Source organism: Arthrobacter sp. ISL-85, from assembly GCF_018613675.1.
Lineage (GTDB): Bacteria > Actinomycetota > Actinomycetes > Actinomycetales > Micrococcaceae > Arthrobacter.
Genome location: NZ_JAGGPQ010000027.1, coordinates 68,132 through 82,124 on the forward strand (window position 1 = coordinate 68,132; position 13,993 = coordinate 82,124).

The window sequence follows — 13,993 nt, forward strand, 5'->3', positions numbered from 1 at the left end:
GGCCTCAGCAGGGAAGGAATCATGACCAAGCTTCGGGCCACCATTGCCGCGTCGATCCGTGCATCAGCGCGCCACGACAGCAACGGACAGGTCGCCCCGGCGGCCATCTTGTGGGCTGATCCCGATCGCGTCTGGGAGCACGTCATTCCTCAGCTCCAAGAAGCAGCACCCATATGCTGCCTAGGCCCCTGGAAACCCGAGGCTTTGCAGGGACCGGCCATTTGGATTCGCACATTGCTGGCAGGCGGAATCAACGTCCCCGCGGGATATGCGACACCGGACGCGAAGACTCCATGGATTGTGTACATGCCGGGCTGGTCGCGCGCGGATGTTCGCGGGATTGAAACTGCGCCGAAGGAACTCCAGCCGTTGGCTGAACTGCAATATCGAGCTCAATGGTGGCAGCAACAAAACGGGCACCCTTGGACGCCCTTGTCTTTCTTGGGGAGCCCAGCCGGCGCAGGGCTCGCAATCGCCAAGGACGCGGCAACCTCAAATGTCCTGGTGGACGGACTAAGCGAACTGCTGACTCAGAACACCGAGGACCTTAACGCACTCGGCCGGATCGACGCAGGCCGAATTCAGCAGTTGCTTATGCCTGACGATGTAGCAGGGGTCCTGCGGTGGATCGATGATCCTGAATCAGCGAAGGGGTCTATGGATCCGTCGCGCTGGAAGGCGTTCTGCGGTCTGACCTCATCGCAGTACTCCATTGACCCGCGGAAGGATACGCCCCTGACAGGGGCGGCGCTCCTGGGCCGTCGTAGCGGGAACTGGGCCAATGTCTGGGCTCGGTTTGTCGACAACCCCACTAAGTATCCCAACATACCGGCAGTACTCAACCAGGCTAAGCCAGATACAGGTGCTTTATTCGAAATCGACGAACATCCTGATTCTTGGCCGTCCAGCAACGCTGAAGCCGAGAACGACCTACGGAAAATGCTTAACTCTACTGAGTCGATGACGGCTGACGAGGCTTCCGCCCGGCTGCTGCTTCTGGATAGGGAGCACGGTCCCCGCCGTGACTGGGTGTGGTCGGTACTGGGCATGAGTCCTCTTGCCCGCGCCCTCAAATACCTGGCTGATATCGTGCAGCGGCTCAAGTCCTCACAGGGGGCAGGGACGGTTGAGGAACAGGCTCTCGCATACCTGACATCTTCCTGGCGCATCGATGATCAGGCACTCCGCGCCCTAGCTGCAGTAACAACCTTGGCTGACCGGCAGGCGGTGGGAACCGCGCTGGGGGTAATTTACGAACCGTGGCTCGAGAGTACGGCAACCGCGTTTCAGTACGCGTGTACCACCGGCGGCTACGGAGCGAAGACGGGGTTGGACATTGCAAACGGCACCTGTGTGGTCTTCGTTGACGGGCTTCGAATGGATGTTGGACACCGATTGCGCGCTGTACTCGCCTCCAATAATCTAATCGCGGACATTGACTATCGCTTGTCAGGGTTCCCAACCGTGACTCCCACAGGGAAACCCGCCGTGGCCCCCTTCAACGTTCCCCTCGGACCTGGTCCAGGTTTTGCCGCTGGCAGTGAGAACGGTTCCGGCATGGAAGGGGCGGTGTTCTCTAAAGCCCTCGATTTCTCTGGAGTGCAGAAACTGACGAGTTCCGCGTTCGGAAATCCCTCAGGAAAAGCTTGGACAGAAATCGGCGACCTAGATTCCAGCGGGCATTCGCACGGGCACAAGCTGGTGGATCGGATCGACGGCGAGCTAAGCCTCGTCGTCGATCGCGTACTTTCCTTGCTGGAAGCTGGCTGGAGCCGAGTGGTCATCGTTACCGACCACGGCTGGCTACTTGCACCTCGGACCTTGCGCAAGGTAACCCCGGTGCCACTTCATTTAACGGAGGGAGAGAAGTGCCGTAAGGACCGGGTGGCCCGACTTTCAGGATCCACGACCAACGTGAGTTACCCGACCGTTCCCTGGACCTGGGACTCATCCGTCTTCATGACTACTGCACCGGGAGCTGCGTCTTTCGAAGCCGGCGTCGTATACACGCATGGGGGCCTAAGCCTCCATGAAAGCGTGACCCCAGTCATCACGATTGGCCGCGGAGCGCCCAGTCCTCTTGAAGCCAAGATTGAAGGATTCAAGTGGCAAGGCATGAGGTGCCGAGTTGACATCGCCCACGCCTCTGAAGGTCTACTCGTTGAGCTCCGCGGAGCGCCTGGCGACTCCGCAAGCTGCGTCGCGGGTCCCAAACCAGTAACTGACGGTGAAGCCAAAGTTCTGGTGAAGGACGATGACTGGCTCGAGAAGTCCGTCTACATCGTCTTGCTGGATGCCTCGGGAAAGATCGTTCACCAAGTTATGACTGCTGTTGGAGGTAATGCATGAGCGGCCTGGACCCGGTGGATAAGATCGCCGCTGAAGCCTTTGAAGGCTACGTAGTCCGAAAGGACTTGGCCCAGAAGTTCAAAGGCGCTTATCCCGTGCCTACTTACGTGGGCGAGTTTCTTCTGGGCCGGTATTGCGCCACTACGGACGACGACGAGATTGCAGAAGGTCTTGAGATCGTACGCAAGCTACTGAGCGACAGGGCAGTACGTGCGGGCGAGGAAGAACTCTTCAAATCTCGGGCCCGGGAACGTGGTTCTGTGAAGATCATTGAGCTGATGAAGGCCAAGCTCGATGCCAAATCAAACACATACTTCGCGGAACTTCCTAGTCTTCAGATTTCCGATGCGAGGATTTCAGACGCGCTTGTATCCGCCAACGAGCGCATGCTCACGGGAGGCTTTTACGCAGAAGTTGACCTGGAGTACGACTCCACGATCGCTGAAGAGAGGGGCGGCCGACCGTTTGGCGTCGTGAGTCTGCGACCCATCCAGCTCTCAACTCGAGACTCTCTCGAACACTTCGCCAGAGGCAGACAGAGCTTCAGCACCGAGGAATGGAAGCAGCTACTGCTCCGATCAGTCGGGTTTGAGCCTGAGCGCCTGGATCAACGGGCGCAGGACATCCTGCTCATGCGAATGATTCCTTTCGTGGTCCGGAACTACAACGTCGTGGAACTAGGCCCACGTGGAACTGGGAAATCCCACCTGTATCAACAGGTGTCCCCGTACGCCCACCTCATCTCTGGAGGAAAGGCAACAGTTGCCCGCATGTTCGTGAACAACTCCACGGGACAGCGGGGGCTTGTAGCTCAATACGACGTCGTCTGCTTCGATGAAGTTTCTGGTGTCTCTTTCGATCAGAAAGACGGGGTTAACATCATGAAGGGCTACATGGAATCGGGCGAATTCTCTCGAGGCCGTGAGTCGATCAGAGCTGATGGATCAATTGCGCTCGTGGGAAACTTCGAGGTTGATGTCGCGCATCAGCAGAGGATAGGACACCTGCTGTCACCGCTGCCCAAAGAGATGAGGGATGACACGGCCTTTATGGACCGGCTCCATGCCTACCTGCCGGGCTGGGATGTACCCAAACTCGACCCAAGCTACTTCACCGGCCACTTCGGTCTGGTGAGTGATTTCTTGTCTGAGTGCTGGGCTCGGTTGCGATCCCAGTCCAGGCTTCCTGCCGTACAAGGACGGGTGCACTTCGGGGACTCGCTTTCTGGTCGAGATTTAACAGCTGTCAACAAGACTATCGACGGTCTTCTCAAACTTCTTTATCCGGATCCTGAGACGCCTGTCCCTGACGGAGAATTGGAGTGGGCGGTACGTCTTGCCCTCGAATGCCGCCGGAGAGTTAAGGAGCAGCAGCGCCGCATTGGAGCGGTCGAGTTTCGTAACACGCAATTCGGATATCGGATCGGAGAAGGAGTTGAACAGTTTGTTTCAACGCCCGAACTGCAGAGCCCGGACACAATCGGCCTAGATCCCCTTCCCCCTGGCCAGGTCTGGGGCGTGGCCGAAGGTGGCGCCGACAGCGGTGCCGGGCTATATCGGATTGACGTCACGGAAACGCCTGGCAGCGGAGTCCGGCTTCTCAACCAGGCTGCGCCTGCGCCTCTGCGGGAAAGCGTAAAAGTTGCGGAGCAGAACCTCTTATCCCAAGCGCAGTTACTTGTTGGGGACCGACATCCACGTGAGCACGAATTCACGGTGCAGGCCAGAGCCATGGACACTGCCAAAAGCGGGCAGGGGCTCGGTCTTCCTGTGCTCCTAGCTCTCTCTAGCTCACTCCTGCAGCGAAGCGTACGAGGCGGACTAATTGCTGCGGGCAGTCTGACCCTGGGCGGCGGAATCGAGACAGTGATCAACGCCAGCCAGCTGGCGGAATTGGCCATGGAAAAGGGGGCCTCCGCCCTTCTGCTTCCGGTCTCCGCGCGTCGGCAGCTAGTCGAGGTATCCGATGAGGTGGCTGCCAAAGTTGCATTTGTCTTTTACACGGATGCCAGAGATGCGCTTTTGAAAGCGTTGGACGCGTAAGCACTTTCAGCATGACACCTTGGTTGACCGAACAGGATTAGCCTAGGACCATACGACGTGCTACCCGTGATCGTGTCGTTGAGGACAAAACGAGCTTGCAGAGTCGGATCCGGCTTTCCCGGCGACAGGCCACGCACGCAGCGGAGCACAAGATGACGTCACCCTGTAATCTCGTTCCATCACTACCAAGACCAAGGAGGCGTGTGTGGTTCGAGCGGAGAACGGGACGCTTGCGGGTGTTCTGGAAGGTAAGAAGCAGTACCAGGTTCCGCTCTACCAACGTGTGTACTCGTGGGGTAAGAAGCAGCTCGACCAGCTGTGGTCGGACGTCGTGGAGCTGGAGCGCACCCTTGGCGATGACCCGAAGGCGTCGCACTTCATCGGGTCCCTCGTCCTTGCGAGCAGTCCTGACTTCGGGGCCATCGGCGTAAATAAGTTCCTTGTCGTTGACGGCCAGCAGCGCCTGACGACTCTGACTCTGCTCCTGGCCGCACTCCGAGATCACTTGATCGAAACCGGGGAGACTGACCGTGCTCGCGGGATCGATGCCCAATACCTCGTCAACGTCTACGACAACGGCAAGCCACTCAAGGTGATGCCGACGCAGACAGACCGGCCCGCCTATATGGCTGTTCTCAACCGCGCTCCTCAGGCCGGCGGCGAGGACACCGTCGGCGACGCCTACCGATTCTTCCGATCGAAGATCGCCGCAGTTGACGACCCAGACGACCCACACGACCTCTATCTGCTCGAGGCCGCCGTCGTCCGCGGACTGGCGCTCGTCGTCGTCACTGCCGAACCGTCAGACAACGCACACCGCATCTTCGAGTCCTTGAACAATACTGGCCTTCGCCTGACACAAAGTGACCTGCTCAAGAACTACCTGTTCATGCGGCTCGGTGACCGTGCAGAAACCGTCTACGACAACATTTGGCTGCCACTGGAGAATAAGCTCGACTCTGAAAACCTCGAGTTGTTGTTCTGGCTCGACCTCGCTCAGCGCGACGAACGGGCAAAACAATCTGATACATATGTAGGACAGCAAAAGCGGCTCGAGAAACTCAGGACCATTGACCAGGTAGAGGCTGAGGTAATTCGTATAGTTGGACTGGGCGACGTGCTCGCTACTATTCTCAACCCTGCGGAGGAGAAACACGCCGAGATCCGCAGGCGACTCACCAGGATAAAAGCCTGGGGTTCGACAACCGCATATCCCGTGGTTATGCAGATTCTCGCCCGTCGTGCCGCTGGTACCGCTGCCAATGATCAAGTGGTTCGCGCTTTCACATACCTCGAGTCGTACTTCGTGCGGCGGATCATCATCGGCCGTGCCACCGCCAACCTGAACCGGACCCTGCTCCAGGCTGTTGGTGCGATCAGCGGTGCCGAGGACATCGACGTGGCTCTACGCGACTACCTGTCCCAGGGCCGGAAGTACTTTGCAACCGATCAGCAGGTTCGAGAGGCTGCTCGTACCGTCGCCTTCTACTGGCAGGGTCGTGGAACACAGAAAAAGCTGATCCTGCAGTGGCTCGAAGAGGCCTACCGCCCGAAGGAGATTGTCGACCTTGATCCAAGGCACCTGACTATCGAGCATGTGTTGCCCCAAACTATGACTGAGCCCGTACGGGAAGCATTCGCAAAGGGCTTTGACGCAGACGCAGACATCGAATACGAGCATGAGCGCGTTGTACACACTCTCGGCAACCTAACTCTCAGCGGGTACAACAGCGAGCTCAGCAACAAGCCCTTCCACGAGAAGCGGGAGTTGCTGGCTAAGAGCGGCGTTGCGATGAATCAAGCGATTGCCGCCCACACCACTTGGGGTGCCGACGAGATCAACGCGCGCAGCGCTGAACTGGCGGAGAAGATCATCGATTTGTGGCCTGGCCCTGACGAAAGCATTATTGCAGTCGGCGAGGAGCCGTCAGCTCTTCGCAGCCAAATTGCTGCGGTTGTAGCCGAGATCCCAGCCGGCCGATGGAGCTCCTATGGGGATGTCGCCATCGTGGCGAACACGTGGCCACAGCCACTGGCCGGGATGCTTGCGAACTATCCGATAGCGAACGCCTGGCGTGTCCTGCAAAGTGGCGGGACCATCTCGCCCGGCTTCCGTTGGCTGGAACCCGGCCGCAACGATGACCCACGGGCGGTTCTCGAGGAGGAAGGAGTTAAATTCGACGCTGAAGGACGCGCGGACCGCGACCAATTTATTGGTGCAGAGGAGCTTGCTGAAGCCGCGGGTCTTGACGTCGACGAGAATGTGATCGCCGCACGACGCAACAGGGTGAGCGGTCATACTCGGGCGGCAAACAACGCGGACCTGAAGAACGCCCAGCTGGACTTCTTCGAGCGGGTACGGGACTACGGGCTTGTGAACGCTCCCCACATTGGTACTTGGCGCAAGCCCTCTCCACAAAATTGGTATGACGTGAGCCTCGGGGATTCCCGTGCAGTGATCTCGCTTTCGGTGAATTCGCAGAGCAAGCTTGTAACCGCACAGATCTGGATCAATTCCGATAAAGGTCTTTATGCGAAGTTGCTTGCCCAGCGCACCGCCATCGAAGCCGATCTAGGGTTTGAGGTGGAGTGGGACGACAAGCCCGACCGCAAGGCCTCCAAACTTGTTAGCAGGCGGCCCGGCGACTTCCTTGAGGAGGCCCAGTCACAGGAGCTCGTGGAATGGCTCGTAGCGCGGGCCGACAGGTTTGCGCTGGTACTTGCTAAGTACCTGCGCAACCGGGATCTGCCAGGGATTCCGGAAGATCAACTTGTCTTGGAGTGGGAACCGGACTTGGCAAGACAGCCCCCGGAAGGTTTGTGATGAGCTAGCAGGGCTCCCGGCCGTTGCTACTTTTTCCGCATCCTGTCTATTACTGCCGCAACCTTACGGTAGGTCTCTTTGGCTTCGGGGCTTGTTGCTGCACGATAAATTCTCTTTCCGTCCGCAACCAGCTTCTCGGCCTTGGCCTGCATCGCCGGTTCCTTGGCGAGAACGTAAAGCTTGGTAGTGGCGGCTTTAGCCTTTTGTCCGACGTCCTTCATCGCGGCTGCGGCTTTGTCTGCCTTTCCGGCCATGGTCTGCTCCATATCTGAGATGGCTGTTCCTATTAGGTAAACGTGCCCAAGGCCTATGGGCGCTCTGCGCATCGACAACCTAGGCGGGGAAGGCAGGGAAAACTACGAGCGACCCGTCGCTGTTCCGCTCAATCTCAATTGCGACGTCGTCCCGGTGGTCATTTAGCTGGAGACCGTCTCCCAAAGCACGAAGTCGATATGCGGCCTGCAACAGCTGGTCTACCTCGCCGGGCGTAAATGCGGGAAGCCGGAAACCGCCGTCGCGCTTCACCTCGAGGGCAGACAGTCGAAGCAGAAGCTGGTTGATGCCCGACTCCAACTCGTCGGTGCTGCGTCCGTCAGCATGAAGCGCCCCGATGAAACTTTTGAACGAATTGCCTTTGTCCTGCTGGGCGTGTTCGACTGCTTGAAGCACAAGCACCCGGCGTTTAAGAGCGACGGCTAGCCGGGCAATTTCCAAGTGCGCCCGGAAGGTGCCGCCTTCCTCGGTGATGCCAGGAAATGACTTCTTTAGTTCGCCCACTTCGACTGCGCCGTCGGGCAGGGCATCCAGTGCAGCTTCCCACTTCTTTAGCCGCCTACGGGTAGCCGCAATAGCGGTGTTGATACCATGCACGGAGGAATCCAGGCCGAGCGAAAAGCCGATCCGGCCCTGGTCAAGTAGGATCGACGTCGCTTTATCGATCGCTTCACGGCAACCGTCCAACTCGTTGCGTTCCTTATCAAGGTTGTCCTCGTGCAACTGCTCCAAGAGTTCAGTGATGCGCTCAATCGCTTCCTGGCGCTGGTGCTCGGCATGGGCGCTGACGCTTACGGCTACGGCCATCAGCACAAGTGGTGCGGCCACCGTCAGGGCTCCAGCGCTGGCGACCGCCACGCCAGCTGTAGCTGCCGCACCAGTTGCAGCACCGGCCGTGCCTGCAGCTGCTGCTCCGCTTGCGACAGGGACGAATGTAGCGGCACCCACGATTCCGGTCGAGTTCACAAGGGAACCATGAATAGCTCCTGCAACTCCTTTCGCGGCCATAGGACGAACGAGTCCTTGGCCAGCCTGGGCGGCAAGCTTGGCAGGCACCACCAACCGGTAAAGTACCTCTCCCGTTTCGGCCAGATTCACCTTCGGGGGAGCGGATTTCGCTGTTTGCGTTACGAGCTGCGCCAGCTGCTTTGCGAGCGGACTTGCAACGTCAAGCGGTAGGCCCCCCTTGCGATCGCGGGTCTCTGGCATCGGGTGCATTTCGAGTGTGGCGATGGGAGAATCCGCGAGTGCTGCCAGAACGGTCCGCAATTCTGCGAGGCGAGCCGTTGTTAGACCCTCAGTACCCAGCACGTCAGCAACGCTCACTGCCTCTGTAGCTAGTGTCCATACCGGCACGAGTGCCTTGCTGTCAGTAGTCACTGTGTCCCCTCATGGAAGTGAAACCGCCTTGGCGGTGGGAGCGACGCCCCTGGAGGACCTGAGAACATGGTCCTTGCCTAAATGGCACCGGTGGTTATCGTCCCACATTCGTATAGGAACGCATGAAGTGTCGCCATGCTTAGCGTTGGGCGAGTCCCGCTACACTGATCCTGAATCAGCCAGACAGCAACCTCTGGCATGCAATCATCAGGAACGGAACCCAGGCCGTTTCAAGGCAAAAGGGGTCTAGTGTCCGAAGCTAAATCATTCAAGCCGGCAGCGTACATTGCTTCTGCGGTAGCGCTGCTACTGGCTGTAACGCTTGTAGCGAGCATGCTTGGGTTCGGCCCGTTTGCGAGCAAGAGCGGGCGGAGCCAAAGCGTTCTTCTCAAATCCGTCCGGGATGTAAGCCAGTACCACGCTGCGGTCGGTAATTTTGAGCTTTTTGTTGGATAAGAAAGATGACACCGGGGGGCTTCCTGATTTCATAGCGGGACGACGGACGCTATTTGTAGCCGCTGGCACCGTCAACGCCTATATCGATCTTGCAGGCCTGGCCGATACGGACCTTACTCTGGCAGCGGACGGCAAATCGGTGACCCTTCGGCTGCCTGAGCCGCAGCTCGACAAGCCAAACATCGACCATGAACGTTCTTATGTTTATAGCCAGGATCGCGGCATTGCTGATCGAGTCGTAGATGCGTTCACGGCGCCCCAACAAGCCGAACTCTATCTCCTCGCCGAATCCGACATGGCCAAAGCTGCTGAGGATTCTGAGCTGCGGCAGAGAGCGGATGAGAATACCAAGAGCATGCTGACCGGTCTGTTCGGGTCGCTCGGGTACGAGGTCTCCTTTGAGAGAGATACGTCTGACTAGATTGTGGCGTTGATCGTTCTGATCAAAGCCCTGCATTGCGTGTGCCGGGGATAGTTTCGGCTACGGCAGGCTAAACACGTAGTGAAACGCTATCGAAACCGCCTCCAATGTCGGAGGGGCTGGGTACAGTTGCGGGAATGGGGAAGTCAGCTTTATTAGAGGATCGATTTGTCGGTGATATAGAAGGCCGGTTTTTCATCCCCGCGTACCAGCGTGGGTATCGGTGGGGCGAAGAGGAAGTTACACGCCTTCTGGACGATATCGCGGAGAGCCGTCACCAATCGGCATATTACCTGCAGCCGATCGTCGTGAAATCAATGGCAGATGGTCGATGGGAGCTTGTAGACGGCCAACAGCGACTTACCACCTTGTTCCTTATTCTGCAGGACATCCGCCGATCGTTGCCGTTCGCAAAGGTTCAATTCGAGCTCGAATATGCCACCCGGGGTGGGAGTCAGGAGTATTTGAAGGACCCTGACGAGGCGGGCAGCAGACGCAACATCGACTTCTTCCACATCCACAGGGCCGCTTCTACGATCAGATTCTGGTTTGAATCTTTAGGGCCTGGCGAAACTCAGGCGGCAATCGACTTCTACACGGATTTGTCACGTCGTGTGAAGGTGATCTGGTACGAGGCACCAACTGCAATGGATTCTACCGATCTGTTTACCCGGCTTAATGTTGGTCGCATCCCCTTGACGGACGCGGAGTTGGTGAAGGCGCTTCTGCTCACCCGCGCTCAAGGTGATGCCGACGGGCCCGGCCGGTCTCAAGAGATAGCCGCCCAGTGGGACACCCTCGAACGCGATCTCCGTGCGCCCGAGCTGTGGGCGTTTGTGACAGGGCAGGCAGACAGTCAGTCGAACCATATAGCTCTGCTGCTCGACTGTCTCGCAGGTGGGTCGACAGGGCCTGAAACAGCGGCCTTCAAAACATTTGATTCGCTACGTGCCGAAATTGATATCGACTTCAAGACCTTTTGGAACAAAGTCCTTGACCTTCACTCCCTGATTCTCGGCTGGTACGAGGACCGAAATCTCTTTCACAAGGTCGGGTACCTGATCGCAACTAAGACTCCATTCGACGAGCTTGTCACTGTCGCAGAAGGCAAAACTAAGAGCAGCTTCGAGGCGCTGCTCGACGACATGATCAAGACGAAACTGGATCTGACAGACACAGCCTTATCCGGGCTCTCCTATGAGAGTGCGGCAGGAAGGGAGAAGGCGACCCAAGCTCTGCTGTTGATGAACGTCGAAACAATCCGCAAGATGCAACATTCCTCGGAACGCTATTCATTTCATGCCCACGCCGCCGGGGCATGGTCACTGGAGCATATCCACGCACAGAATGCCGAAGCACTCAATAGGTCCGAGCAGTGGACCAGCTGGCTCCGCCTACATCGAGACGCATTAGTCGGCCTTCCGATCGACCATGACCGTCGTGTTGACATGATCCGCCGCATTGACGACGCGATCCCTACGATCAGCCGCCATACGTTTCCTGAATTGCAGCGCCAGGTCAACGCGATCTTTTCGTCTGGTGATGAGGGTGCGGAGGGTGACGTGCATGTCATTGACAACCTTGCACTTCTCGGCGGCAGAGACAACAGCGCATTGAGCAACGCTGTTTTTGAAGTGAAAAGGCTCGAAATACTCCGGAGAGACCGTATGGGTTCCTATATACCGGTGTGTACACGAAATGTGTTCCTGAAGTACTACACGGAGGAGGGCGCGCAGCAAGTCCACTTTTGGGGCGCAGCGGATCGCCGCGCGTACTTGGACGCATTTCGCCGGGAAATAGGCGGCTACCTAATGGAAGAAGTGGGCCAAGCATGAATACGCCAAGCCGCTTGACTACCTTCACCGGCCTTTTTGCTTCCGATGATGAGGCCCAAGTGAGGGCGATCCAAGTCCCATTAATTCAGAGGGATTACGCGCAGGGCCGTGAAGACGGCACCATCGAACAAATTCGCAACAACTTCCTTGACGTTCTTCACTTGGCCGTCTCCGAAGAAAATCCGGATCCGGTCCACCTCGACTTTGTTTACGGTGAGGTGAAGTCTGGTGTGCTGGAACCCCTCGATGGTCAGCAGCGGCTGACGACGTTATTCCTGTTGCACTGGTATCTGGCCTCGCGAGCGGGAGAGCTCCATTCTCGCCAGCCGTGGACAGAGTTCACATACGCCACTCGACCGAGCGCACGCTTATTCTGCGAACGCCTTGCAGTGTCCCCGCTGCCAACCTCCATTGATCAACCGTCGGCATGGATCATCGACCAGCCGTGGTACCTCTTCGTTTGGCGCCATGATCCCACGATCCAGTCCATGCTTGTTGTGCTGGATGCAATTCACAGGCGGTTTCGGACCGAGGATGCCAAGGCCGCTTGGGTGCGACTCATAGATCCGATCAAGCCGGCGGTTTCCTTCCTCGTCCTGGCTCCGTCTGATATGGGCTCGGCTGCGGACCTTTACATCAAGATGAACTCACGCGGGAAGCCACTGACGGAATTCGAAAATTTCAAGGCGCATTTTGAGAAGTCGATTGAATCAACCGAGAGGGCTATGGAGTTTGCCGAAAGGGTTGATGGGGCATGGTCGGACTTGCTATGGAAATTCCGCGGTGAAGACGACTTGGTCGACGACGAATTCATACGCTACATAGGCTTCATCACCGAGTTGTGCGAGTGGGCCGATCCAGACGCTGACGTACGTGAGCGGCGAGAACTTCTCAGCCGGAGCACTGAGCGGGTATTTGGGGAGGCGAATGTCCGACGATGTGAGTCATTGGACTTCCTGTTTAAGGCATTCGATGTATGGGTAGGCCGGGACATCGCCGCCGTGTTTACTGGACTCTTCAGGGGCGCGGCGGAGGAGGACGGGGATAAAGCCGACCGAATTGTGCTGTTCTTCCGAGACCAGCGGATCAATCTGTTTGATGTTTGCTGCCGGACCTTCGGTGAAACAAGCGGAAGAACACGAATCTTCACTTTCGGGCAGAGCCTTTTGCTATTCGCCGTGCTTCTCCACCTTAAGCATGAGACAGACGCACCTCGAGCCCGGATCCGGACCCTGCGTAATCTCATAGAAGCTTCTACGAATGAACTGCGTCTGGACCGGATGCCCAGGTTGCTCCGGGACGTTGAACGACTTGTGCGTGACGGCGCTCTCAGCGAACTCGAGAGCTTCAACAAGCAGCAGATCGGCGAGGAATTGCTGAAACGAGAGTTCCTGGTCGCAAACCCTGAGCTCACCCCGTCGCTTCATCGTTTGGAAGACAGTCACCTCCTGCGCGGATCTATAGGCGCCTTCTGCTTAGAACCGAACAAGTTCGCTGCTCGAACCGACGCGTTCCTTCGCTTGGCGTCAGCGCCAGAAATCTGGCCCGAGGTCACAGGGGCGCTGCTAGCAACGGGCGAGTATCAACGAACAACCAACAACAGAAGGTTTCAATTCGGAACCAGGTTCAAGCGATACGAGAATGCCTGGCGTGAACTATTGACGGGGGCAGATCGAGAGGCGCTGTCGGAGACGCGATCCGCTTTGGCCAAGCTCCTGGATGCCATCAGCTGTTGCGAAGAATTAGAGCCGACACTGGGGGCCCTGCAATCGGAATGGCTCGCTCAGCATGACGCGGAGCTCTCTTTCGATTGGCGTTACTACATGGTGAAATACTCGGACATGCGTGAGGGCGGCTCGGGAATCTACTACTCAGAAGGTGGGGCGCTGGGCTACTCGATGTGCATGCTCCGAGGCGGTACAACCACGCTCAATAGTCGGTACCGGGATCCGTATCTCCTTGCGATTTGGCGCAGTGCCGGGAGCCCCGAGGGCGTGGAAGACCCCTGGTTCACTGGGCATGAAGCTACTCCTCGGCGGTTGAAGCTCACGCGGAGCGGTGTCGGAATCCGCTCAGTTTCGCAAGGATTGGAGCTGTCCGGACCTGCAGTGGAGGAGTTTGCGGAAGTTTACACTTCGCTCCGGCGCGACCTCGGCGCCTCCGCGAACGGCCTCATTGAGATCAAGCAGGTGGACGGTATCGACGCGGTTGACCGGATCCTGCTAGGAACGGATGTTCTGCGGCGGCTTCTTGATGCGGGACTTTGACCGGCACGTAAATCCCCCGCCATGTATCCATGATGCCGGCCCGCGTCGATAACTTCCACATGCCGAGCGGCCGCGCCGACTCTATGCCGCATGCGCGTACTGTGGCGAGCTATCGGACGTAAATGGCTCTTCGTGTTTGGTGGTGA

General features: G+C 57.8%; 8 protein-coding genes. 6 read left to right on the forward strand and 2 right to left on the reverse strand.

The features are described from left to right. The first annotated feature begins 21 nt into the window (after positions 1 to 21). From pglZ to J7I84_RS19810, 3 genes are all read left to right on the forward strand, one after another. The gene (gene pglZ, locus J7I84_RS19800; protein ID WP_214946230.1) at positions 22 to 2,349 is read left to right on the forward strand and encodes a BREX-1 system phosphatase PglZ type B; all 2,328 of its coding nucleotides are present in this window, start codon (positions 22 to 24) and stop codon (positions 2,347 to 2,349) included. After that, positions 2,346 to 4,391, forward strand: a complete 2,046-nt coding sequence (gene brxL, locus J7I84_RS19805) for a protease Lon-related BREX system protein BrxL (protein WP_214946231.1) — start codon at positions 2,346 to 2,348, stop codon at positions 4,389 to 4,391. Before pglZ ends, brxL begins: the two co-directional genes overlap by 4 nt. Positions 4,392 to 4,596: 205 nt before the next feature. Then, complete coding sequence (locus J7I84_RS19810; protein WP_214946232.1) at positions 4,597 to 7,215, forward strand: DUF4268 domain-containing protein; 2,619 nt, start codon at positions 4,597 to 4,599, stop codon at positions 7,213 to 7,215. A 26-nt stretch (positions 7,216 to 7,241) separates the two neighbouring features. On the opposite strand, the gene J7I84_RS19815 is transcribed toward J7I84_RS19810, so the two are convergent. Beyond that, entirely contained in the window at positions 7,242 to 7,469 is a 228-nt protein-coding gene (locus J7I84_RS19815) for a hypothetical protein (RefSeq protein WP_214946233.1), read from the reverse strand. A gap of 79 nt (positions 7,470 to 7,548) precedes the next feature. After that, complete coding sequence (locus tag J7I84_RS19820; protein ID WP_214946234.1) at positions 7,549 to 8,868, reverse strand: hypothetical protein; 1,320 nt, start codon at positions 8,866 to 8,868, stop codon at positions 7,549 to 7,551. A gap of 436 nt (positions 8,869 to 9,304) precedes the next feature. On the opposite strand from J7I84_RS19820, the gene J7I84_RS19825 reads away from it, so the two are divergent. From J7I84_RS19825 to J7I84_RS19835, 3 genes are all read left to right on the forward strand, one after another. Then, complete coding sequence (locus J7I84_RS19825; RefSeq protein ID WP_214946235.1) at positions 9,305 to 9,745, forward strand: DUF4230 domain-containing protein; 441 nt, start codon at positions 9,305 to 9,307, stop codon at positions 9,743 to 9,745. A gap of 137 nt (positions 9,746 to 9,882) precedes the next feature. Next, positions 9,883 to 11,580, forward strand: coding sequence for a DUF262 domain-containing protein (locus J7I84_RS19830; protein ID WP_214946236.1), 1,698 nt, complete (start codon positions 9,883 to 9,885; stop codon positions 11,578 to 11,580). Next, a complete protein-coding gene (locus tag J7I84_RS19835; protein ID WP_214946237.1) occupies positions 11,577 to 13,847 on the forward strand; it encodes a DUF262 domain-containing protein in 2,271 nt (756 codons plus the stop codon). The genes J7I84_RS19830 and J7I84_RS19835 overlap by 4 nt, the downstream gene beginning before the upstream one ends. Positions 13,848 to 13,993 lie beyond the last annotated feature (146 nt).

What these genes read in the sequence shown, in the direction of transcription:
- J7I84_RS19815 (WP_214946233.1), bottom strand. Translation starts at nt 7,469, where the DNA reads ATGGCCGGAAAGGCAGACAAAGCCGCAGCCGCGATGAAGGACGTCGGA.
- pglZ (WP_214946230.1), top strand. Translation starts at nt 22, where the DNA reads ATGACCAAGCTTCGGGCCACCATTGCCGCGTCGATCCGTGCATCAGCG.
- brxL (WP_214946231.1), top strand. Translation starts at nt 2,346, where the DNA reads ATGAGCGGCCTGGACCCGGTGGATAAGATCGCCGCTGAAGCCTTTGAA.
- J7I84_RS19830 (WP_214946236.1), top strand. Translation starts at nt 9,883, where the DNA reads ATGGGGAAGTCAGCTTTATTAGAGGATCGATTTGTCGGTGATATAGAA.
- J7I84_RS19835 (WP_214946237.1), top strand. Translation starts at nt 11,577, where the DNA reads ATGAATACGCCAAGCCGCTTGACTACCTTCACCGGCCTTTTTGCTTCC.